Origin of the sequence: Arthrobacter zhaoxinii (assembly GCF_024385505.1) — a bacterium.
GTDB classification, from domain to species: Bacteria; Actinomycetota; Actinomycetes; order Actinomycetales; family Micrococcaceae; genus Arthrobacter_B; species Arthrobacter_B zhaoxinii.
Genome location: NZ_JANFLT010000005.1, coordinates 850,996 through 873,359, shown reverse-complemented (window position 1 = coordinate 873,359; position 22,364 = coordinate 850,996). Strand labels below are relative to the sequence as shown.

Here is a 22,364-nt window from a genome sequence, read left to right as displayed (position 1 = left end):
CGGTCATAGCGTGGGGGAAACGCCCGGTCCCATTCCGAACCCGGAAGCTAAGACCCACAGCGCCGATGGTACTGCATCCGGGAGGATGTGGGAGAGTAGGTCACCGCCGGACAATATTTGAAGGTTGAGCCCGTACCAGTGTTGGTGCGGGCTCTTCCTGTTTAACCAGCCATGGACTCCGGTACCCGAGGGTGGCGTGCAGCCCTCCTTGCAACGGCGTCGGTAGCCCAGGCCCAGGCAAGGATGGCGATCCCCCGTCCGGGTGTCGAGGCTCACCCCTTCTCCGGGGCTAAAGAGCGCCCGGCGAATCGGCGCCAGGGTGGCCACTGCACTAGAATTACCCTGAGGCGCCACCGCCTCCCATAACTTTTTCATTTCTTACAGGTACATAGTGACGAGCGACTGCAGTAATTCCGTTGGTCGGCTCACGACGAGAGGAACTCAGCAGCATGTCAGAGCAAAACAACAGGGATCAGCGAAGCAGCGACGGAAACAACGCCGCCCGCGGCAGCAACTCGTCAGACCGCCGCGACGACCGCGGCCGTCCTGCGACAAACGACCGCAACGCTCCCAAGCGATTTGAAGACCGCAAGCCGGCCTTCGGCGGCCGTCCTGCGCGTGACGGTGAGCGGAAATCTTTCGGTGACCGCGGTGCCTCTTCCGAGCGGAAGCCGTATTCGAAGGACCGCAAGCCTGCCTTTGGCGACCGTCCCGCCCGCAGCGGTGACGACCGTCGTCCTGCCCGCGATGGTGAGCGTAAGCCGTTCTCCGAGCGCAGCGGTGAGCGTAAGCCCTTCGGTGATCGTGGCGATCGCAAGCCGTCGTTTGGCGGGGATGACCGTCGTCCTGCCCGCGATGGTGAGCGTAAGCCTCCCTTCAGCAATCGTTCCGAGCGGGATGACCGCGCCAGCCGGGGGAGCGATGACCGTCGTCCGCCGCGTGATGGTGAGCGTAAGTCCTTTGGTGACCGGGGGGATCGTAAGCCGTTCTCGCGGGATGATCGTCCGCAGCGTGACAGCCGTCCGCCCCGCGACGGCGAGCGTAAACCCTTTGCCGATCGTGGCGACCGTAAGCCGTCGTTCGGCGGCGACGACCGTCGTCCCGCCCGCGACGGCGAGCGTAAACCCTTTGCCGATCGTGGCGACCGTAAGCCGTCGTTCGGCGGCGACGACCGTCGTCCCGCCCGTGACGGTGAGCGTAAGCCGTTCTCCGAACGAAGTGGCGACCGCGGCGACCGCCCGCAGCGTGACAGCCGTCCGCCGCGTGATGGTGAGCGTAAGTCCTTTGGTGATCGTGGGGATCGTAAGCCGTTCTCGCGGGATGATCGTCCGCAGCGTGACAGCCGTCCGCCCCGCGACGGCGAGCGTAAACCTTTTGGCGACCGCGGTCCGTCCGCTGAGCGTAAGTCCTTTGGCGACCGCGGCGACCGTCCGCAGCGTGACAGCCGTCCGCCGCGTGATGGTGAGCGTAAGCCGTTTGGTGATCGTGGGGATCGTAAGCCGTTTTCCCGGGATGATCGTCCGCAGCGTGACAGTCGTCCGCCCCGCGGTGACCGGCCCTCGTACGGTTCAGACCGCCCGTCGTTCAGCCGTGACGATGCCCCTGCCGCAGCGCGTCCCCGCAACGCCAAGGATCTTCGCAGCGCCAACCGTCCCGACCGTGAACGTTCCCCCGAAATCGATGAGGACGTCACAGGACAGGAACTCGACAAGGTCACCCGCGCCCAGCTGCGCAACCTGGAGGAAGTCAACAGCGAGTGGGTGGCCAAGCACCTGGTGATGGCCGGCCGCCTGATCGACGACGAGCCTGAGCTCGCGTTCCAGCACGCCCTGGCCGCCAGCCGGCGCGGCGGACGCATGGCCGTAGTCCGGGAAGCCGTTGGCCTGACCGCCTACGCAGCCGGACACTTCGGTGAAGCACTGCGCGAGTTCCGCACATACCGCAGGATCAGCGGATCCAACGCCTACCTGCCCATGATGGCCGACTGCGAACGCGGTCTGGGCCACCCGGAAAAGGCGCTGGACATGGCCCGCTCCGAGGACGCCAAGGACCTGGATACCGCCGGACAGGTGGAGCTGGCGATTGTTGTCTCCGGCGCCCGGATGGACATGGAACAGTTCGACGCTGCCGTGGCCGCCCTGGAAATCCCGCAGCTGGACCGCAACCGCGCGTTCTCCTACAGCCCGCGCCTGTTCCGCGCCTACGCCGATGCCCTGGACATTGCCGGACGCGGAGAAGAAGCGGAGAAATGGCGGAAGCAGGCGCTGCGCGCTGACGAAGCCCTGGGCTTCGGCGACTTTGCCGAACCGGAAATCTTCGATCTCGTCCCCGAAGAAGAGGAACGCCCCAAGCGCCACTCCGAAGCCCGTGAAGACCGCTCCGGCGCGTACTTCGCGCCCGTTGAAGACGCGCCGAAGGACACTCTTGACCCGGCGGACGACGTCGATGCGCTGCCCAGCGACGAGCAGGAGGGCCTCCTCACCGAGGCCGGCGATGTGAACGACGAAGACGAGGCTGTGGAAGTCATTGTCTCGGACTTCGACGCAGACGCCGACGACGACGAGGAAACTCCCCGCGAAGACGCCGAAGAAACGGAGCAGCAGCGCATTGAAGACTAATCCTTCACTGGTCTCCGGCTACGACGCGGTCTTTTCCGACCTGGACGGCGTGGTTTACGCCGGACCGCACGCAATACCGGGGGCCGTGGAGGCCCTGGGCAGGCTGGCCGACGTATCGGTCCAGCTTGCCTACGTCACCAACAACGCGTCGCGCTCCTCGGAGACGGTAGCCGCCCACCTGCGTGAGCTCGGAGCACCCGCCACCGCGGATAATGTTTTCGGGTCCGCGCAGGCTGGGGCGGAACTGCTGGCCTCCAAGGTTGCTCCGGGGGCCAAGGTCCTCGTGACCGGCAGCGCCACCCTGGTGGCAGCCGTCGAAGCTCAGGGGCTCGTCCGGGTCACCTCAGCTGATGACGCGCCGGACGCCGTCATCCAGGGCTTCGATCCTTCCCTGGGATGGGCCGACCTCGCTGAAGCGGCTTTCGCCGTCGGACGCGGCGCTGTCTGGGTGGCCACGAACACCGACCTGTCAATCCCGCAGGCCCGCGGAATCGCACCCGGCAACGGGACCCTCGTGGCCGCCGTCGGCGCTGCCACAGGCCGGATACCCTTCGTCGCCGGGAAGCCGGAGGCACCGCTGTTTACGACGGCGGCACGGCACCTGGGCGTTGAGCGTCCGCTGGTCGTGGGGGACCGGCTGGACACGGACATCCTGGGCGGCAGCAACGCAGGCTTTGACACCGCCCTGGTGCTCACCGGCGTCGACACCCCCCTGACCGCGCTTGCCGCACGGACCCCGGAGCGGCCGGTGTACCTGATTGAGAATCTCCGGGCGCTCTTTGAGCCGTATCCGGTGCCCGTCCTGGACGCCGGGCAGTACCGCTGCGGCGCCGCCCTTGCCTGGGTGGAGGACGCGGCTGTGGTCATTGCCGGTGATTCCTCCGACCTGGACAGCTGGCGCGCTGCCTGCGCCGCCTGGTGGGCTGCCCGTCCGGACGTCGATTCCGCAGAGGCTCCCGAGATCCGCTGGACTGTCACCGCACGCGGATAGGCTTCCAGCAGGAACCCATCCCTCATCATGCATCCAGCAGGCAACCCGCAGGAGGAAGATCGATGCCCGAATCCCAGCCAGCGGCGCCATGGCCGCACGCAGCGGTGTCCACGGAGGACACCGCCGTCGATTCCCTCCTCGAAGGACTCGGCCCGGTGGCATCCCTGCCGGTGTCCGCTCATGCAGCGGTGTATGCCGAACTGCATGACGCCCTGCTCGGCGAACTGAACAAACAACCCGCAGCGTCGTCCCCGGCGCCCGGGAACCACAGGGCAGGATAGACATGCCTCGACTCGACCAGGAACTCGTCACCCGCGGACTCGCACGCTCGCGCACCCAGGCCGCCAGACTCATTGCCGCAGGGCGGGTGCTGCACGCTGGGACGCCGGCGGCTAAGCCCTCGGCTCCGGTGGATGCCGCCGAACGGCTGGAGGTGCTCGACGACGGCCTCCCGGACTACGTCAGCCGCGCCGGCCACAAGCTAGCCGGCGCCCTTGCGGCTTTCCCGGAGGTCCGGCCGCTCGGGCTGCGCTGCTTGGACGCCGGTGCTTCCACCGGAGGGTTCACGGACGTCCTGCTGCGCTCCGGCGCAGCGCACGTGGCCGCCGTCGACGTCGGCCACGGCCAACTGGTGGAACAGCTCCGGCAGGATCAGCGGGTCAGCGTTTATGAAGGCATGAATGTCCGCTACCTGGACCCGCAGGACATCGGCGGCACAGTCGATCTGACGGTCGCCGATTTGTCCTTCATTTCACTGACCATGGTGGTGGGGCCGCTGGCAGCAGCCACCCGTCCCGGCGGCAGCCTGCTCCTGATGGTGAAGCCCCAGTTTGAGGTGGGCCGTGAGAGGCTGGACCGCACCGGGGTAGTCACGGATCCGGAGCAGCACCGGTCAGCTGTCGCAGCGGTGGCGACTGCAGCCATTCAGGCAGGGTTGACCATCGGAGGCATCGCTCCGAGTCCGCTTCCCGGCCAGAACGGCAACGTGGAGTTCTTTATGTGGCTGCAGGTACCGGAACAGAACCCTGCCTCCACAGGCGAAGAAGCTGCCGGCGCGGGACAGACCGCCGGCACACGGGCCGCTGATGCAGCGTCCGCGCTGGTCGACGCAGCGTTTGCCGGGTTTGCGGAGCCTAAGCCCGGCGTAGAAGACTGACGGATGGACAATGCCCCAGGCATCCACGCGTAAGACGAAGAGGATAAAGACGCAGATGAGCAGACGGATACTGGTTCTGGCCCACACCGGACGGCGGGCCGCCATGACCGCTGCCCAGGAGGCGTGCACCCAGCTTCATTCCTCCGGCCTGGTTCCGGTGATGCGGCGGGCTGACCTCGAAGACATCCAGGCCGAATACGGTGTGCTCACGGCCCCCACCGAAATCCTCGACGAGGACGTCGCACTGGACGATGTGGACCTGGGCATGGTGCTCGGCGGCGATGGAACCATCCTGCGGGCGGCGGAACTGGTGCGCGGCACCAATGTGCCGCTGCTCGGTGTGAACCTGGGCCACGTGGGGTTCCTGGCCGAAAGCGAACGCGCCGATCTGGCCCAGACCGTCCACTGGGTGGTGGAGCGCGCCTACACCGTTGAAGAACGCATGACCATCGACGTCAAGGTCTGGCACGGCGGCGAACTGCTGGCCCGCACCTGGGCGCTGAACGAGGCAGCCGTGGAAAAGGCCGACCGCCAGCGGATGATCGAAGTGGTCATTGAAGTGGATGCCCGGCCCATCAGCTCCTTCGGATGCGACGGCGTTGTGCTGGCCACACCCACCGGCTCCACCGCCTACGCCTTCTCTGCCGGCGGCCCAGTGGTCTGGCCCGAGGTTGAGGCACTGCTGCTGGCGCCCATCAGCGCCCACGCGCTGTTCGCCAAGCCCCTGGTGGTTTCCCCTACCTCCGTACTGGCGGTGGAGATCCTGACCCGGACCGACGCCGCTGGCGTGCTCTGGTGCGACGGCCGACGCAGCATTGACCTGCCGCCGGGATCCCGTGTGGAGGTAACCCGTTCCAAGACACCCGTACGCCTGGCACGCACGCACCTCACACCGTTCTCGGAACGGCTGGTCCGTAAGTTCCAGCTGCCCACCCACGGATGGCGGGGTCCGGCGCCGGCTGCCGCTGCCGGCACCCAGCTCAGCGCGGTATCCGAACGGCCGGTCCGGGGCGGAACGCCCGACGGCGGCAGCGCAGCAAAAGACGGCACTTGGGAAGTCAGGGACGCAGCAGTTTCGGACAGTGGAGGCGTGGTCGAATGATTGAGGAAATCCGGATCAGGGACCTCGGTGTTATCACCGACGCCACCCTGGACCTGGGCCCGGGCTTCACTGTGGTGACGGGTGAGACCGGCGCCGGCAAGACCATGGTGATCACTGCCCTGGGACTGCTCCTGGGTGCGCGTTCCGACGCCGGTGCCGTCCGCATCGGTGCCAAGTCCGCCGTCGCCGAGGCGCTCGTCCGCGTGGATCCGCAGAGCGCGGCGGCCGTACGCGCAGCCGAGGCCGGGGCGGAGCTGGAAGAGTACGACGGCGCCGCCGAACTGACGCTGGTCCGTACAGTCAATGCCGACGGCCGCAGCCGTGCACATGTGGGCGGACGCTCCGCGCCGGTAGGCGTCCTGGCGGAGGTGGGCGAACACCTGGTGGTGGTCCACGGCCAGACCGACCAGCTGCGGCTGAAGAGCGCCGCAGCCCAGCGGGAGGCGCTGGACAAGTACGCCGGGGCTCCGCTCGCCGCCGAACTCGGCACCTACCGCGAGGACTACGCCCGCTGGCGGACCGCAGCCAAGGAGCTGTCCGAGCTGCGGGACCAGGCCCGGGACCGGCTTCGGGAAGCCGAATACCTGACCGCCGCACTGGAGGAAATCGAAGCGGTGGACCCGCAGCCGGGGGAGGACGATTCCCTCAAGGCAGAGGCCATGCGCCTGAGCAACCTCGAAGAGCTGCGCACCGCCGCGGTGAGCGCTCATGCGGCCCTCATCGCGGACGATTTTGCCGACGGTGGGGACGCTACGTCGCTGGTGGACGCCGCCAAGCGGCAGCTGGAATCCGCGGGGGAGCATGACCCGGCGCTGGCCGCCTCCGGGCAGCGGCTGGCCGAAGTGGGATACATCCTTGCCGACATCGCCACCGAGCTGGCCAGCTACGGAGCATCGCTGGACTCCGAGGGTCCGGAGCGGCTGGCCGAAGTGGAATCCCGCCGGGCGGAGCTGGCCGGCCTGGTCCGCAAGTACGCCCCCTCGATCGACGGGGTCCTGGAGTGGAGCGGCGAAGGCGCCAAACGGCTCGCCGAGCTGAGCTCCGACGACTCCCGGATCGAAGCACTGGAGGCCGAGATCGGGGCCCTCGCCGAACGCCTGGCCACCAGGGGGGCCGCCCTGACGAAGCTGCGCACCGAAGCAGCCGCCGAACTCGCACAGCGTGTCAGCGACGAACTGACGGCGCTGGCGATGAAGGACGCCAACCTGGTGATCGAGGTGGAGCCCACGGGCGAACCGGGGCCGCACGGCGCGGACAGCATTTCCTTCCTGCTGGCGCCGCACCCCGGCGCGCCGGCCCGTCCGCTGGGCAAGGGCGCCTCCGGCGGCGAACTTTCCCGGGTGATGCTGGCCATCGAAGTGGTCCTGGCCGCGGTGGACCCGGTCCCCACGTTCATCTTCGATGAAGTGGACGCCGGCGTCGGCGGCAAGGCTGCGGTCGAAATCGGCCGCCGGCTCGCCATGCTGGCCCGGCATGTCCAGGTGATCGTGGTCACCCACCTGCCGCAGGTGGCAGCGTTTGCCGATCACCACATCCGTGTCATCAAGACCTCCACGGCCACCGACGACGGCTCCGGCGTCACTGCCAGCGACGTCCGGGTGCTGGGCCAGGAGGAGCGGATCAAGGAACTCGCCCGGATGCTTGCCGGGCAGGAGGACTCGGCGTCGGCCCGTGCCCACGCCGAGGAGCTGCTGGACTCGGCGGGACACCTACAGTGATAGGTGAACCGCCGGTGACTTCCCGAATGAATACAGGCGCAGGTTCCACCCGAAACGACAAAAGGTGATAGGCTCGAACTCCGTGGTGCAGCGATCAAATTCCAGGTTTCCCAAGTCGTCTTCTACGACAAAACACATCTTCGTCACCGGTGGCGTGGCGTCCTCACTTGGCAAGGGACTGACAGCGTCAAGTCTCGGCCATCTGTTGAGGTCGCGCGGCATAGCGGTGACCATGCAGAAGCTCGATCCGTATTTGAATGTGGATCCGGGCACAATGAACCCCTTCCAGCACGGTGAAGTCTTCGTGACCGACGACGGCGCCGAGACCGACCTCGACATCGGACACTACGAGCGGTTCCTTGACGAGAGCCTCGACGGCTCCGCCAACGTGACCACCGGCCAGGTGTACTCGACGGTCATCGCCAAGGAACGCCGCGGCGAATACCTCGGCGACACGGTCCAGGTCATTCCTCACATCACCGACGAGATCAAGCGCCGGATGCGCCTGCCCTCCGAGGCGAAGAAGACCCCGGACGTCATCATCACCGAAATCGGCGGCACGGTAGGCGACATCGAGTCCCAGCCGTTCCTCGAAGCGGCACGCCAGGTCCGCCAGGACATCGGCCGCAGCAACGTCTTCTTCCTGCACGTTTCCCTCGTGCCGTACATCGGCCCGTCCCAGGAACTGAAGACCAAGCCGACCCAGCACTCCGTGGCCGCCCTGCGGTCCATCGGCATCCAGCCGGACGCGATTGTCATCCGCTCGGACCGCCCGGTGCCCGATGCCATGCGCAACAAGATCGGTCGCATGTGCGACGTCGACGTTGACGCTGTGATCGGCTGCCCGGACGCCCCGAGCATCTACGACATCCCCAAGACGCTTCACTCCCAGGGCCTGGACGCGTACATCGTCCAGCACCTGGACCTGAAGTTCAAGGACGTCAACTGGACCAAGTGGGACCGCCTGCTGGAGTCGGTGCACAACCCGAAGCACCACGTGGACATTGCCCTCGTCGGTAAGTACGTGGATCTTCCGGACGCCTACCTCTCCGTCACGGAAGCACTGCGCGCCGGCGGCTTCGCCAACAAGGCCAAGGTCAACATCCGCTGGGTTCCCTCGGATGACTGCGATACCCCCGAAGGTGCAGCCAAGGCCCTGGCCGGCGCGGACGCCATCTGCGTTCCCGGCGGCTTCGGCATCCGCGGCCTCGAGGGCAAGCTCGGCGCCCTGACCTATGCCCGGGAGAACAAGCTTCCGACCCTCGGCCTGTGCCTTGGCCTGCAGTGCATGGTCATTGAATACGCCCGCAACGTGGTGGGCCTGGAAGGTGCTTCCTCCTCCGAGTTCGAACCGGATACCCAGTACCCGGTGATCGCCACCATGGCCGAGCAGAAGGACATTGTTGCCGGCGGCGGCGACATGGGCGGCACCATGCGCCTGGGCCTGTGGGATGCGAAGCTGGAACCGGAATCCGTGGTTGCCAAGACCTACGGCAAGACGGAGGTGGCCGAACGCCACCGCCACCGCTACGAAGTCAACAACCAGTACCGCGACCAGATTGCCGACGCCGGCCTGGTGTTCTCCGGAACCACCACCGACGGCGGACTGGTGGAGTTCGTCGAGCTTCCCGCCGACGTGCACCCGTACTACGTCTCCACGCAGGCCCACCCGGAGCTCAGCTCCCGTCCGACGCGTCCGCACCCGCTCTTCGCCGGACTCGTCAAGGCCGCCCTGGCCCACCAGAGCGGCCGGGCCTAGCCATGGCACAGGGGTTCGCCGACGCACAAAGTCCGCGCCCGCTGCTGGAATCGGAAACGGTGTACAGCGGTCCGGTGTGGGACGTGGTCAAGGAGAAGTTCACCCTGACCGACGACGGCGAACCCCTGGTCCGTGACTACATTGCCCACCCGGGCGCCGTGGCCATCCTGGCCATGAACGACGACGGCCAGGTGCTGCTGATCAACCAGTACCGGCATCCGGTCCGGATGACCCTGTGGGAAATCCCGGCCGGACTGCTGGACGTGGACGGCGAAGACTTCCAGGTCGGCGCCGCCCGCGAACTGGCGGAGGAAGCCGACCTGCAGGCCGCCGAGTGGCAGGTCCTGGCGGACCTGTTCCTCTCGCCCGGTTCCTCCCGTGAAGCCCTCCGCATCTACCTGGCCCGCGGCATCTCCGACGTTCCCGAGGAACAGCGGCACACCCGGACCCATGAGGAAGCCGAAATCACCACGGCCTGGGTGGACCTGGATGACGCCGTGCAGGCAGCCCTGCAGGGACGCATGCACAGCCCCTCCGCCGTGGCCGCCGTCCTGGCCGCCGCCGTCGCCCGCAGCAACGGGTACCGGGGCTGCGTCCTGCCGATGCACCGTGGCCGGAACACCATTCACAGCACTCCTCCTGGGCCAATGGCCCGGTGCGCTAGGAAAGTCTGATGCCCAGCGCTGACGCTGATGCCGGCTCTCCGAATAATGACACCATCGCCATAAACCTGCACGGCTCCCTGAACCCCACGCTCAAGCTGGATCTGGAATCGGAAGAGGCCCGCAGGCTCCGCGACGCAGACCTGGCCGAGCTGGACCGGACCGGTTCGATGCGGCCGGCGCAGGCCGCTGCAGCACCTGCAGGGAGGCCCGATGCAAGCAGGCCCGATGCTGCGCCGGAGTCAGCGCCGGCACGCAAACCGGCCTCCAAACCCGCAGTCGCGGCGCGCTCCCGTGCCGCGACAATGCAGTCGGCCGCGGATGAACTCCGGTCCACGCCTGCCGGCCGGGCCATCGGCAGCTACCTGCAGCACATGGCCGTGGAACGCGGCCTGGCGTTCAACACCCTCGATGCCTACCGGCGGGACCTGCTGCGGTATGCCCGCTTCCTGAGTGCCCGCGGCGTGGAGGATATTTCCCGCATCACCCGTCACGACGTCACGGCGTTTGCCCAGTCCATCTCCGAAGGGTCCGACGGCGCCTCCGCCCTGAGCGTCCGGTCAGCCGCCCGGACCATTGTCGCGGTGCGCGGACTGCACCGCTTCTGGGCGCTGGAGGGCATGACTACTGCCGATCCGGCGTCGGACGTACACCCGCCCATGCCCGGCAAACGCCTGCCCAAGGCCATCAGCGTCAACGAAGTCACCCGCATCCTCGAAGCGGTCTCCCTGGATACGCCCTCCGGGCTGCGGGACCGGGCACTGCTCGAGTTCCTGTACTCCACCGGCGCCCGCATCAGCGAGGCCGTGGGACTGGACGTGGATGACCTGTCGCTGGAACGCATCCCTGCCAAGGGCCCGGACGTGGTGCGGCTGTTCGGCAAGGGATCCAAGGAACGGCTGGTCCCGCTGGGCTCCTATGCGGCCCGGGCACTGGATGAGTATCTCGTGCGTGGCCGCCCTGCGGCCTCGGCCAAGGGCAAGGGCACCCCGGCCCTGTTCCTGAATGCGCGCGGCGGACGCCTGTCGCGGCAGAGTGCCTGGACCATCCTGAAGAACGCCGCCGAGAAGGCGGACATCGGCCGGGACGTGTCCCCGCACACCCTGCGGCATTCGTTCGCCACGCACCTGCTTGAGGGCGGGGCGGATGTCCGGGTGGTGCAGGAACTGCTGGGCCATGCCTCGGTGACGACCACCCAGGTCTACACGCTGGTCACCGCCGAAACCCTGCGCGAGGTCTACGCCGCAGCCCACCCGCGGGCACTGTAGTGGACTTCCGCGCCTCTCCCGTTGTCCTCTGCTTCCTGTTCCGGGAAACGGAGCAGGACGGCCGGGAGGTGCTGATGGGGTTGAAGAAGACCGGCTTCGGCCTGGGCCGGGTCGTCACCCTGGGCGGCCATATCGAACCCGGAGAAACCCCCGAACAGGCTGCAGTGCGCGAGGTGGAGGAAGAGTCCGGCGTCGTCGTCGCCGAACAGGACCTGCAGCGTGCCGGAACCATCGAGTGGATCTTCCCGGCGCAGCCCGGCCTGGACATGTCGACCGTACTGTTCCGTGCACACCGATGGGACGGCGAACCGGGGGAGACTGACGAGATCCTCCCAGCCTGGTATCCGGCTACGGAGTTGCCCTATTCCAGGATGTGGCCGGACTCGGCCCTCTGGATGCCCCGCCTTCTCTCCGGCGACTATTTCAACGCTGTCATCACTATCGCTGCCGACAACGTCAACGTAGCCAGCGTCGACTTTTCCTAGCGGGGGAACCAACCGGCTCGAAGGCCACGATGCCCGGTATAGGCGCAACGGCACCCGGCACCCGGGTGCCTTGGGGAACCACAGGGGACCCCGGATAAGGCGGCTTTAATATTCCCTGCGAGCTCTGCGAGCGGGGAATTTCGTTGCCGCCGTTCCGGGGCCCCCGACGGGACCCAAGGGACCCAAGGGACCCCGGGAAAGCGAAACCTACGGCAGGTGCCGCTCCTCCGCACCGTTGTATTCGCTCAGCGGCCGGATCAGGGAGTTGGCTTCGAGCTGCTCCATGATGTGCGCCGTCCACCCGGTGATCCGGGCGGCCACGAACAGCGGTGTGAACGTGAGCGTGTCGAAGCCCATCAGGTGGTAGGCGGGCCCGGCGGGGTAGTCCAGGTTCGGCAGGATGTTCTTGCGCTCACCCATGGCCGATTCCAGTGCCGTGTACAGCTCGCCCATGTCCGGCCGGTCATAGTGCTTGACCATGTTGTCCAAGGCAGCCTTCATGGTCGGCACCCGGGAGTCGCCGTTCTTGTAGACCCGGTGGCCGAAGCCCATGATCTTCTTCTTCTCCGCCAGGGCCTCGTCCAGCCAGGCAGCAGCGTGTGCCGCGACGTCGCCGCCGGCCGCACTCTCAGTGATCTCCGCGAACGTGTGCATGACCGCCTCGTTGGCGCCGCCGTGCAGCGGGCCCTTGAGCGCGCCGATGGCACCGGTCACGGCCGAATGCAGGTCCGAGAGCGTGGAGGTGATGACGCGGGCGGTGAAGGTGGACGCGTTGAAGGAGTGCTCCGCGTACAGGATCATCGAGACGTTGAAGGCCTCGACGACCTCGGGGGCGGCTTCCTCGCCGAAGGTCATCCAGAGGAAGTTCGCGGAGTAATCCAGGTCGTCGCGCGGTTCCACGACGTCCTCGCCGCGGCGGCGGCGCTGGTCATAGGCGACGACGGCGGGCATGGCAGCGAAGAGGCTGACGGCTTTGTCCATGTTGGCCTGGACGGAGGAATCCCCGGCCTGCTCATGCGACGCGCCCAGCACGGATGCCGCGGTACGGCAGACATCCATCGGGTGGCAGGTCACGGGCAGCGCGTCAATGACGGCCTTCAGCTCGGGCGTGAGGGCACGCTGCGCGCGTTCCCCGTCGGTGAATTCCGTCAGCTGTTCCTCGGTGGGAAGTTCACCGTTCCAGAGCAGGTAGGCCACCTCCTCGAAGCTGCACCGGGCGGCGAGCTCCTGGACGGGATAGCCGCGGTAGAGCAGGGAATTGGTTTCCGGGTTGACCTTGGAAACGCGGGTGGTGTCTACGAGTACCCCCGCCAGGCCCTTGTGGATCTGGGTGTCTGTCATTGGTGCTGACTCCTTCGTCGTGCAGGAAATGAGTGGCGGGTCCTAGCGTGTGCCCGGAACCTGGAAGTTGAAAACGGACGTGTCGAACTGGTTGTACGCCTCATAATCCACCAGTTCGTACAAACGCGCACGTGTGAGCATGTTGGGAACATCGGCCTGCTGGGTGCCGTGCGCCTTGATGGTCTCGAGGGTGCGTTCGGCGGCGCCCATGGCGCTGCGCAGCAGGGTGACCGGGTAGATCACCATGTTCACGCCCGCGGAGGCCAGCTCGTCATAGGTGAACAGGTCGCTCTTGCCGAACTCGGTCATGTTCGCGAGGATCGGCACGTCGACGGCGGCACGGATGGCGGCGAATTCCTCCAGGGACTTCATCGCCTCCGGGAAGATGGCGTCCGCTCCGGCGTCGACCAGTGCGCGGGCACGGTCCTGTGCCGCTTCCAGTCCGTCCACTGCCCGGATGTCGGTGCGGGCCATGATCAGGAAGTTCGGATCCCGGCGTGCATCGGCGGCGGCGCGGATGCGCTTGACCGCGGTGTCGGTGTCCACCACGTTCTTGCCGTCCAGGTGGCCGCAGCGCTTGGGGTTGAACTGGTCCTCGATGTGGCAGCCGGCCAGGCCGGCGTTTTCGAGTTCTTGGATGGTGCGGGCCACGTTCATCGGCTCGCCAAAGCCGGTGTCCGCGTCCACGATGGCGGGCAGGTTGGTCATCCGGGCAATCTGTCCGGCACGGGTGGCCACCTCGGTGAGCGTGGTCAGGCCGATGTCCGGCAGGCCCAGGTCATTGGCCAGGACGGCGCCGGAGATGTAGACGCCGTCGAAGCCTTTTTCCTCGATCAGGCGTGCGGAGAGCGGGTTGAAGGCCCCGGGGAACTGCTGCAGGGTGCCGGAGGCCAGTCCTTCGCGGAAGGCAATCCGCTTGGCCTCGGGCGTTACGGAGGAGTACAGCATTTAGAAGAGTCCCTTCGGTGCGGCGGCGGGGTTGATGACACCCTCGGCGGCGGTGATGTTCAGCTGGTCCAGCTGGCCGGCGGCCAGTTCGGGCAGGCGCTGGACGGTGGCGAGGAAGCGGTCGATTTCCTCGGCGGACACCAGGCCCGCGGCCAGGGTGCGGAACTTGTTGATGTACTGCTCGCGGGTGAAGGGTTTGGCGCCGAGCGGGTGGGCGTCGGCGACGGCGATTTCGTCAGTGATCACGGTGCCGTCGGTCAGCACGATGGTGACCTTGCCGCCGAAGGCCTTTTCGCTGATGTCCAGCGAGTGGTAGCGGCGGGTCCATTCCGGATCCTCCACCGTGGTGACCTTGTGCCACAGCGCAACCGTGTCCGGCCGGCCGGCGCGTTCGGGGGAGTAGGAGTCCACGTGGTGCCAGGCGCCGTCCTGCAGGGCGACGGTGAAGATGTACGGGATCGAGTGGTCCAGGGTTTCACGCGAGGCGGTGGGATCGTACTTCTGCGGATCGTTGGCGCCGGAGCCGATCACGTAGTGGGTGTGGTGCGAGGTGGCGATCAGGACGCTTTCCACGTTGGCCGCATCCGCTGCCTCAGGGTGCTCGGCGTTGATCTTCCGGGCCAGGTCGATCCAGGCCTGGGCCTGGTATTCGGCGGAGTGTTCCTTGGTGTAGGTGTCCAGGATGGCGCGCTTGGCCTCGCCGTCCTCGGGCAGCGGCACTTCGTAGGCGGCGTCGGGGCCGTCCAGCAGCCAGGCGATGACGCCGTCTTCACCTTCGTAGATGGGGGTGGGGGAGGTCTGGCCGCGCATGGCCCGGTCCACGGCCTCGACGGCCATCTTGCCGGCGAACGCCGGAGCGTGTGCCTTCCAGGTGGAGATCTCGCCCTTGCGGGACTGGCGGGTGGCGGTGGTGGTGTGCAGGGCCTGGCCGACGGCCTGGAAGATGGTGTCGACGTCGAGCCCCAGCAGGGTGCCGATGCCGGCGGCGGCGGACGGGCCGAGGTGGGCCACGTGGTCGATCTTGTGCCGATGCAGGCAGATGGCCTTGGCCAGGTTGACCTGGATTTCGTAGCCGGTGGCGATGCCGCGGATCAGGTCCCTACCTGAAGCGCCGGTGTGCTGGGCGACGGCGAGGACGGGCGGGATGTTGTCTCCGGGGTGGGAGTACTCGGCGGCCAGGAAGGTGTCGTGGTAGTCCAGTTCGCGCACGGCCACGCCGTTGGCCCAGGCGGCCCATTCGGGGGAGGTTTTGGCCAGCACGCCGAAGACGGAGGCGCCCTTGCCGTGGGCAGAGGGGGAGAAGGACAGGGCCTGGGCACGTGCGGCGACAATCGGGCCGCGGTTCAGGGAGGCGACGGCCACGGAGGCGTTGTCGATGATGCGGTTGATGACCATGTCCGTGACGTCGTCGGTGACTTCAACGGGATCGGCGGCAACCTTGGCAATCTTGTAGGCCAGCTGGTCTTCGCGGGCCAGTTTTTCGTCGCTGCGGTAGACCCGTACTTTGTTCAGGTTCAAGGGATTGTCCTTATCTCAGGGGTGGTGATTTCCGGGGTGGCGATCCGGGCGGATCGAAGGTGTTCAAGACTCTTATGCAGGTGGACCGAGACGGAGGCGCCCGCCAGGTCCGGGTCGCCTGTTGCAACTGCGGCTGCGATGGTGGCGTGTTCCCCGGCGGTTTCCAGCAGCCGCTCCGGGTTGTCCTTGGCGAGGCGGCGTACGCGGGCGAGGTGAAGGCGGACGTTGCCCAGCGCCTGGGTGAGGTAGGAATTCGCAGCGGCGGCGTCGATGGCTGCGTCCAGTTCGGCGACCAGTTCGTAATAGCCGCCGCGGTCCGCATCCGTTCCGCCGCTGCCGATCAGTTCCCCGGCATCGCGGAACCGGAGTGCCAGGGAGCGGAAGACCGGTGCCTGTCCGCGTACCGCAGCCAGCGCCGCACTTTTGCATTCCAGGGCCTGCCGCAGCTCAAAGAGCTCGGCCACGGTGTCCAGGGAAATGCCGGTGACGACGACGCCGCGTCCGCTGTGCGGGGCAGCCAGGCCGTCAGCGGTCAGCCGGCTCAGTGCTTCACGCAGAGGGGTGCGGGAGACGCCCAGGCGGGCGGACTGCTCCACTTCGCCCAGGACGGTGCCGGGCGGCAGGCGCCAGTCCACAATGTCCTGCCGCAGGGCGGCGTACGCGCGGTCACTTGCCCGCATAGTGCGCCTCCTCACGACTGATAACTGCGTCACGTTATCCGTCAGTGTATACATGAGCTGGCTCATATGCGTACTGTGGAGCGCACAGAAGGCAGTCGGAAGGCCTCGCTGTATACACAATCGCCCTTGTGGGGCCCGGAACGCGTCAACTAGCATGGCGGGTCCCACTGGAATCAAGGAGGATTCATGGACGTGCAGAGCACCGGAGCCTACGCACAGGCCTATGAGCGCAGCAGTTCCGATCCCGAGGGGTTCTGGCTCGCTGCCGCTTCACTGGTGGACTGGGACACGCCGCCGTCCCGTGCCCTGGAGGACGCCAACGCTCCGTTGTACTCCTGGTATCCGGGGGCGGAACTCAACACCTCCTACAACGCGCTGGACCGGCACGTGGCCGCCGGCCGCGGAGACACCGAGGCGCTGATCTACGACTCGGCAATGCTCGGGACGAGCCGTACGTACACCTACCGCGAACTGCTCGCCGAGGTGGAACGCTTCGCCGGGGTACTGCGCGGGCTGGGGGTAGGGCCGGGGGACCGCGTGATCATCTACCTGCCGATGATCCCCGAAGCCGTGATTGCCATGCTGGCCACCGCCCGGCTCGGTGCGGTCCACTCCGTGGTTTTCGGCGGATTCGCCCCGCGCGAACTCGCCGCCCGGATCGACGACGCCGAACCCGCCGTCATTGTCACCGCGAGCGGCGGACTCGAACCCAAGCGGGCCGTCGAATACCTGCCCGCCGTCGCCGAGGCCCTGGAAACCGCAACCCACCGGGTGGCCGCCGTCGTCGTCGCCGAACGGACCGGCTTCAACGGAACGCGTGAAGAGTTCGACGGCGCGGGAGGGGCGGCCTGGCATGACTGGGACGCGCTCGCCGCAGATGCGCTGCCCGCCGGCCCGGTCCCCGTGGCCGCCGCCGATCCGCTGTACATCCTCTACACCTCCGGCACCACCGGCTCGCCCAAGGGCGTGGTGCGGGACAACGGCTCCCACGCTGTGGCCATGGCCTGGTCCATGGAGAACATCTACGGAGTGGGTCCGGGGCAGGTGATGTGGACGGCCTCGGACGTCGGCTGGGTGGTGGGCCACTCCTACATCGTCTACGGCCCGCTGATCGCCGGCGCCACCACCGTGCTGTACGAAGGCAAACCGGTGGGCACTCCGGATGCGGGGGCGTTCTGGCGGGTGGCGGCCGAGCACGGCGTCGATGTCCTCTTCACCGCGCCCACCGCGCTGCGGGCCATCCGGAAAGCCGACCCCGACGCCGTCGAACCCGGCCGCTACGACCTCTCACGGCTGCGGCACCTCTTTGCCGCCGGCGAGCGCCTTGACCCGGCCACGCTGGAATGGGCCGGGACCGCGCTGGGCGTGCCGGTGATTGACCACTGGTGGCAGACCGAGACCGGCTGGGCCATCTGCGCCAACCCCGTGGGCCTGGAGGAACTGCCGGTCAAGGCCGGGTCACCCACCGTGCCGGTTCCCGGGTTTGCCGTGCGGATCCTGGGACCGGACGGCAGGCAGGTGCCCGCCGGGACCGAGGGCAACATCGCCCTGGAGCTGCCGCTGCCGCCGGGAACACTGTCCACTCTGTGGGGCAGCGACGAACGCTACCGTGCCGCCTACCTGGAGGTGTTCGACGGCTACTACGCCACCGGTGACTCCGGGTATGTGGACGAGGACGGCTATGTGTTCGTGATGGGCCGCACCGACGACGTCATCAACGTCTCCGGCCACCGGCTCTCCACCGGTGCCATGGAACAGGCCGTCGGCTCCCATCCGGCGGTCGCCGAGGCCGCAGTGATCGGCATCGCGGATCCGGTCAAGGGCCAGCGTCCCTCCGGCTACGTGGTGCTGAAGGCCGGTACGGAGATCGACGCCGAGGTGCTGCGTGCCGAGCTCGTGGCCCGGGTGCGCTCGCAGATCGGCCCGGTGGCGGACTTCAAGGACGTGTACGTGGTGGACGCCCTGCCCAAGACCCGGTCCGGGAAGGTGCTGCGCAAGACCATGCGCCAGATCGCCGACGGCGTCCCGCACACCGTGCCCTCCACCATCGAGGACCCGGGCGTGCTGGAGGCCCTGACCGCGGTGCTGCGTCCGGTTCCCTAACCCGGCCCTGCGCCCCTACCAGCGCCAGCTGTATTCCAGCTCCGGCCGGCCCCGGGTGCCGTACCTCGGCGAGCGCAGCACGGACTGCTGGTCCGCCAGGTGCTCCAGGTAGCGGCGCGTGGTGATCCGGGACATGGCCAGGGCGTCCGCGGCCTCGGAGGCGGAGAGCGGCGTCCGGGCACGTTTGAGCAGGTCCGCGACGGCTTCCAGGGTCTCCCCGGAAAGGCCCTTGGGCAGCGGGCCGGCGACGGCGGGACGCAGGGCGGCGAACGCACTGTCCACCTCGCTTTGCGTGGTCGACACCGCCTGCTCGTCTATGCGGCGCCGGTACTCGGCATACGCGGCGAGCTTGGCGCTGAAGGCCGAAAACGTAAACGGCTTGATCAGGTACTGGGCAATGCCTCCGGACATAGCACTGCGGACCACTGCCAGGTCCCGGACCGCGGTAATGGCTATGACATCCACGGGGAGTCCTGCCCCGCGGATCCGGCGCAGCAGGTCCAGGCCGTGCAGGTCCGGCAGGTTCATGTCCAGCAGCACCAGGCCGATCTGCGCTTCGCTGCCGACCGGTGCGGACTCTGCGGTCTTCAGCGCCTCCAGGGCTTCCGCTCCGGTGCGGGCGACGCCGGCCAACCGGAATCCCGGCACCCGGCGGACATACTCCGCGTGGGCCTCGGCGGGAATTTCCTCGTCCTCGACCACCAGCACGCCGACGTCGGACCCGGGGGAGTGCCGGGTCACGATGCTGCCTTAGCGAGGGAGCCCGGAACCTGGTCCCCGGGCTGCACGGGGAGCTCTACGCTGAAGCAGGCCCCGGAGCCGCTGAGCACCCGGATGGTGCCGCCCAGCCGGGTTACTGCCTGGCGGACCAGTGCCAATCCGATCCCGCGGCCGGCCAGCACCCGTCCCCCCTGCAGTTCCTTCGTACTGAATCCCTGTTCGAATATATGTTCGAGTATGTCCGGGTCGACCCCCGGGCCGTCATCCTGCACCTCGATCAGCAGTCCGCCGTCGCCGCTGCCCAGGTGCAGGATCACGGAGTGCTCCGCAGCGTCGAAGGCATTGTCCAGCAGATTGCCGATGATGGTCACCAGTTCCACCGGGTCCAGGCCTGCTCCGGTGAACCGCTCGGCTGCCGGCTCCACCTCGACGTCCAGGGCGATGCCGCGCTCGCGGGCCTGTGCGGTCTTGCCCATCAGCAGGGCGGTCACCGCAGGTTCCTCCACTGCCGCCAGCACCTCGTCGTTGAGGTGCTGGGACTGCTCCAGGTCCGCAGTGGCGAATCGGAGGGCCTCGTCGCTGCGCCCCAGTTCGATCAGTGAGGCCAGGGTGTGCACCCGGTTGGCATGTTCATGGGCCTGGGCACTCAGGGCCTCGGCGAGCGTGCGCATGGAGGCGAGCTCTCCGGTCAGGGATTCGACGTCGGTGGAGTCCCGCAGGGTGGTGACGGTACCGAAACGCCGGCCATGCTGTCCCGCGGACACCGCGGCAGACTGGTTGACCACCAGGATGCGCTCGCCGGTGAGATGGATTTCCTCCTTGGCATCCCGGCCCGAGCGCAGCAGGGAAGCGAGCGGTGCGGGGAGGTCCGGGAGCTCCTGGTCCGAAGCAGAGGTGCCTGCCGGCGGCAGGCCGAGCAGAACGGCGGCCTCATCGTTGTAGAGCACCAGCTGTCCCCGGTCATTGAGCAGCAGCAGCCCCTCACGCACCGAGTGCAGAGCCGAATCGTAAAAGGCGTACATATGCATGAGTTCGGCAGGACCCAGTCCGGCGGTGGCCCGGCGCAGATACCGGCTGAGCAGATAAGAACCCGCGGCTCCCGCCGCCAGGGCGGCTGCGTCAATCGCAAACAGTTCCGGCAGCCGGGCGTCACGGGCAATGCCGACGCGGTCCACGGTGATGCCGGCGGCGACGAGCGCGGTGACGGTGCCGGCGTCGTCGTACACCGGAGTGATCGCGCGGACCGAGGGGCCGAGCGTCCCCGTGTACGTCTCTGTGAAGCTCTCCCCGGCCAGGGCGGCATCCACGGAACCGATATAGGGCCTGCCGATCTGGTCCGGGTTCCGGTGTGTGAACCGCGTCCGGTCGGTATCCATGATCGTGAGGAAGTCCACGCCGACGCGCTCCATCACCTCGCGGGCGTAGCCCTGCAGTACGGCGGGGTCGGGGGAGTCGACGGCGGTCCGAACCGCGCTTCCGGCGGCCACGGTCTTGGCTACGGCCAGCATCCGTGAGCGGGTTTCGTCGTAGGTGTTCTCTTCCGCCTGCTGGTACAGACCCCAGGCGATCCCGCCCGAGGCACACAGGATGAAGCCCAGCTGGGCCAGGAACAGCCGGCCGGCCAGGCTGCCTCGGTGCACATTCGGTCCTTTGATTGCGGTTCCTTGCGAGGGCGTAAGCGGTGGTGTTGAGAACAGTATGAACACAAGGGTGACTGTGATCACATCATCATCGAAGATGGAAGCCGACCAAACGCATCAAGGAGTACCGCCATGGCAGCTGCCGCTAATCCCTACGACGGTTCACAGAAGAGCCGTAAGCGGGACAGAACACATTTCCTCTACATCGCCGTCATCGCTGCGGTGGTGCTCGGTGCCGTGCTCGGTCTCCTTGCCCCCGAGTTTGCGAAGGGTCTGAAGCCCCTCGGGACGGGGTTCATCAACCTCATCAAGATGATGATTGCCCCCGTCATCTTCTGCACCATTGTCCTAGGCATCGGATCAATCGCCAAAGCAGCCACGGTCGGAAAGGTGGGCGGCCTGGCGCTTGGCTACTTCATCATCATGTCCACCTTCGCCCTGGCCATCGGCCTCGTGGTGGGCAACCTGATCCACCCGGGCGAAGGCCTGGACCTGGAGGCCTCCAGCGGTGCCGCTCCGGCCGCTCCCGAGGAGGGGGAAGGGATGACGGGCTTCCTGCTGAGCATCATCCCCACCACGCTGCTGGCATCGCTTACCGGTGAGTCCATTCTGCAGACCCTGTTTGTTGCCCTGCTGGTCGGCTTTGCCCTGCAGAAGATGGGCCCCGCAGGCGCGCCGGTGCTCAAGGGGATCGGCTACATCCAGGCGCTGGTGTTCCGCATCCTCATGATGATCATGTGGCTGGCTCCCATCGGAGCCTTCGGTGCCATTTCCGCCGTCGTCGGCGAGACCGGCATCCAGGCGATCGTGAGCATGGCCACCCTGATGGTTGCCTTCTACATCACCTGCATCCTCTTCATTGTCGTCATCCTGGGCGGACTGCTGAAGCTGGTCACCGGGTTCAGCATCTTCAAGCTCATGCGCTACCTGGGCCGTGAATACCTGCTGATCTTCTCCACCTCCTCTTCCGAGGTGGCCCTGCCCCGCCTGATCGCGAAGATGGAGCACCTGGGTATTTCCAAGCCCGTCGTCGGCGTGACGGTTCCGACGGGGTACTCCTTCAACCTCGACGGAACAGCCATCTACCTGACCATGGCCGCACTGTTCGTTGCCTCGGCCATGGGCAAGCCGCTGGAACTGGGTGAACAGATCTCCCTGCTGGTCTTTATGATCGTGGCTTCCAAGGGTGCCGCCGGCGTCACCGGCGCCGGCCTGGCCACCCTGGCCGGCGGCCTGCAGTCCCACCGCCCCGACCTGATCGAAGGCGTGGGCCTGATTGTCGGCATCGATCGGTTCATGTCCGAAGCCCGTGCGCTGACCAACTTCACAGGCAACGCCGTCGCCACCGTGCTGATCGGCACCTGGACCAAGGAAATCGACAAGGAACAGGTCAATGCGGTCCTGAACCGCGAGCGTCCCTTCGACGAGGCAAGCATGAACGTCGACGCCGGCACCGACGAACCGCACCAGACGGCGGAGTCCGCTGAACTGGCTGCAACGGTGCCCGGCCCGGCAGGCAGCACCGCAGTTCCCGGCGCGTCCGCCGGGACGCGGCACTAACCCGGAGTATCAGAACCGGCAGCACCGAAGAACGCGTCCCGCCCCGGCTGACCCGGGGGCGGGGCGCGTTTCCTTTTTGCCGTGCCGCCGCTGCT

17 protein-coding genes, 1 rRNA gene and 1 pseudogene are annotated in these 22,364 nt (G+C 67.3%); 13 read left to right on the top strand and 6 right to left on the bottom strand.

Annotation, left to right across the window (positions count from 1 at the left end; all coding sequences use genetic code 11):
- The 11 genes and pseudogenes from rrf to NNX37_RS11430 form a co-directional block, all read left to right on the top strand.
- Window positions 1–112, top strand: a 5S ribosomal RNA gene (rrf, locus tag NNX37_RS11480); the annotation flags it as partial.
- A 337-nt stretch (window positions 113–449) separates the two neighbouring features.
- On the top strand, window positions 450–2,618 hold the full coding sequence (locus NNX37_RS11475) for a hypothetical protein (RefSeq protein WP_255792803.1): 2,169 nt from the start codon (window positions 450–452) through the stop codon (window positions 2,616–2,618).
- A complete protein-coding gene (locus NNX37_RS11470; RefSeq protein ID WP_255792802.1) occupies window positions 2,608–3,609 on the top strand; it encodes an HAD-IIA family hydrolase in 1,002 nt (333 codons plus the stop codon). Before NNX37_RS11475 ends, NNX37_RS11470 begins: the two co-directional genes overlap by 11 nt.
- Before the next feature lie 62 nt (window positions 3,610–3,671).
- Window positions 3,672–3,890 carry a hypothetical protein gene (locus NNX37_RS11465; protein WP_255792801.1) on the top strand — a complete coding sequence of 73 codons (219 nt, stop codon included), beginning with the start codon at window positions 3,672–3,674 and terminating at the stop codon, window positions 3,888–3,890.
- A 2-nt stretch (window positions 3,891–3,892) separates the two neighbouring features.
- Window positions 3,893–4,765 (top strand): TlyA family RNA methyltransferase, encoded by an 873-nt coding sequence (locus NNX37_RS11460; RefSeq protein WP_255792799.1) that lies wholly within the window; start codon window positions 3,893–3,895, stop codon window positions 4,763–4,765.
- Between the two features lie 55 nt (window positions 4,766–4,820).
- On the top strand, window positions 4,821–5,867 hold the full coding sequence (locus tag NNX37_RS11455; RefSeq protein ID WP_255792798.1) for an NAD kinase: 1,047 nt from the start codon (window positions 4,821–4,823) through the stop codon (window positions 5,865–5,867).
- Window positions 5,864–7,585 (top strand): DNA repair protein RecN, encoded by a 1,722-nt coding sequence (gene recN / locus NNX37_RS11450; RefSeq protein ID WP_255792797.1) that lies wholly within the window; start codon window positions 5,864–5,866, stop codon window positions 7,583–7,585. The genes NNX37_RS11455 and recN overlap by 4 nt, the downstream gene beginning before the upstream one ends.
- 64 nt (window positions 7,586–7,649) lie before the next feature.
- Window positions 7,650–9,344, top strand: a complete 1,695-nt coding sequence (locus NNX37_RS11445) for a CTP synthase (RefSeq protein WP_308206314.1) — start codon at window positions 7,650–7,652, stop codon at window positions 9,342–9,344.
- Between the two features lie 2 nt (window positions 9,345–9,346).
- Window positions 9,347–10,008 (top strand): annotated as a pseudogene (locus NNX37_RS11440) (NUDIX domain-containing protein).
- Between the two features lie 303 nt (window positions 10,009–10,311).
- Window positions 10,312–11,274 carry a site-specific tyrosine recombinase XerD gene (gene xerD / locus NNX37_RS11435; RefSeq protein WP_255792850.1) on the top strand — a complete coding sequence of 321 codons (963 nt, stop codon included), beginning with the start codon at window positions 10,312–10,314 and terminating at the stop codon, window positions 11,272–11,274.
- On the top strand, window positions 11,274–11,759 hold the full coding sequence (locus tag NNX37_RS11430) for an 8-oxo-dGTP diphosphatase (RefSeq protein ID WP_255792795.1): 486 nt from the start codon (window positions 11,274–11,276) through the stop codon (window positions 11,757–11,759). The genes xerD and NNX37_RS11430 overlap by 1 nt, the downstream gene beginning before the upstream one ends.
- 207 nt (window positions 11,760–11,966) lie before the next feature.
- On the opposite strand, the gene NNX37_RS11425 is transcribed toward NNX37_RS11430, so the two are convergent.
- From NNX37_RS11425 to NNX37_RS11410, 4 genes are read right to left on the bottom strand one after another with little or no spacing between them, the layout of a single operon-like run.
- On the bottom strand, window positions 11,967–13,100 hold the full coding sequence (locus tag NNX37_RS11425; RefSeq protein ID WP_255792793.1) for a bifunctional 2-methylcitrate synthase/citrate synthase: 1,134 nt from the start codon (window positions 13,098–13,100) through the stop codon (window positions 11,967–11,969).
- A 42-nt stretch (window positions 13,101–13,142) separates the two neighbouring features.
- Window positions 13,143–14,048: a methylisocitrate lyase gene (prpB, locus tag NNX37_RS11420; protein WP_227933236.1), complete on the bottom strand. Its 906-nt coding sequence runs from the start codon at window positions 14,046–14,048 to the stop codon at window positions 13,143–13,145.
- Window positions 14,049–15,566, bottom strand: coding sequence for an MmgE/PrpD family protein (locus NNX37_RS11415; protein ID WP_255792792.1), 1,518 nt, complete (start codon window positions 15,564–15,566; stop codon window positions 14,049–14,051). It lies immediately after the preceding gene.
- Window positions 15,563–16,246 carry a GntR family transcriptional regulator gene (locus NNX37_RS11410; RefSeq protein ID WP_255792791.1) on the bottom strand — a complete coding sequence of 228 codons (684 nt, stop codon included), beginning with the start codon at window positions 16,244–16,246 and terminating at the stop codon, window positions 15,563–15,565. The genes NNX37_RS11415 and NNX37_RS11410 overlap by 4 nt, the downstream gene beginning before the upstream one ends.
- A 186-nt stretch (window positions 16,247–16,432) precedes the next feature.
- Here NNX37_RS11410 and NNX37_RS11405 point away from each other — a divergent pair, with 186 nt between their 5' ends.
- Complete coding sequence (locus NNX37_RS11405; protein WP_255792790.1) at window positions 16,433–18,349, top strand: AMP-binding protein; 1,917 nt, start codon at window positions 16,433–16,435, stop codon at window positions 18,347–18,349.
- 15 nt (window positions 18,350–18,364) lie between these two features.
- Here the strand turns inward: NNX37_RS11405 and NNX37_RS11400 are convergent, their stop codons facing one another.
- Both NNX37_RS11400 and NNX37_RS11395 read right to left on the bottom strand, forming a co-directional pair.
- Window positions 18,365–19,090: a response regulator gene (locus tag NNX37_RS11400; protein ID WP_255792788.1), complete on the bottom strand. Its 726-nt coding sequence runs from the start codon at window positions 19,088–19,090 to the stop codon at window positions 18,365–18,367.
- Window positions 19,087–20,709 (bottom strand): sensor histidine kinase, encoded by a 1,623-nt coding sequence (locus tag NNX37_RS11395; protein ID WP_255792786.1) that lies wholly within the window; start codon window positions 20,707–20,709, stop codon window positions 19,087–19,089. The genes NNX37_RS11400 and NNX37_RS11395 overlap by 4 nt, the downstream gene beginning before the upstream one ends.
- Window positions 20,710–20,841: 132 nt before the next feature.
- Between NNX37_RS11395 and NNX37_RS11390 the strand changes: the two genes are divergently transcribed.
- Complete coding sequence (locus NNX37_RS11390) at window positions 20,842–22,269, top strand: cation:dicarboxylate symporter family transporter (protein ID WP_255792785.1); 1,428 nt, start codon at window positions 20,842–20,844, stop codon at window positions 22,267–22,269.
- Window positions 22,270–22,364 lie beyond the last annotated feature (95 nt).

Bases quoted from the DNA above. Each gene is read 5' to 3' on its own strand.
- NNX37_RS11475 (WP_255792803.1), top strand. From the start codon at position 450: ATGTCAGAGCAAAACAACAGGGATCAGCGAAGCAGCGACGGAAACAAC.
- NNX37_RS11465 (WP_255792801.1), top strand. From the start codon at position 3,672: ATGCCCGAATCCCAGCCAGCGGCGCCATGGCCGCACGCAGCGGTGTCC.
- NNX37_RS11460 (WP_255792799.1), top strand. From the start codon at position 3,893: ATGCCTCGACTCGACCAGGAACTCGTCACCCGCGGACTCGCACGCTCG.
- NNX37_RS11455 (WP_255792798.1), top strand. From the start codon at position 4,821: ATGAGCAGACGGATACTGGTTCTGGCCCACACCGGACGGCGGGCCGCC.
- recN (WP_255792797.1), top strand. From the start codon at position 5,864: ATGATTGAGGAAATCCGGATCAGGGACCTCGGTGTTATCACCGACGCC.
- xerD (WP_255792850.1), top strand. From the start codon at position 10,312: ATGCAGTCGGCCGCGGATGAACTCCGGTCCACGCCTGCCGGCCGGGCC.
- NNX37_RS11425 (WP_255792793.1), bottom strand. From the start codon at position 13,100: ATGACAGACACCCAGATCCACAAGGGCCTGGCGGGGGTACTCGTAGAC.
- prpB (WP_227933236.1), bottom strand. From the start codon at position 14,048: ATGCTGTACTCCTCCGTAACGCCCGAGGCCAAGCGGATTGCCTTCCGC.
- NNX37_RS11410 (WP_255792791.1), bottom strand. From the start codon at position 16,246: ATGCGGGCAAGTGACCGCGCGTACGCCGCCCTGCGGCAGGACATTGTG.
- NNX37_RS11405 (WP_255792790.1), top strand. From the start codon at position 16,433: ATGGACGTGCAGAGCACCGGAGCCTACGCACAGGCCTATGAGCGCAGC.
- NNX37_RS11390 (WP_255792785.1), top strand. From the start codon at position 20,842: ATGGCAGCTGCCGCTAATCCCTACGACGGTTCACAGAAGAGCCGTAAG.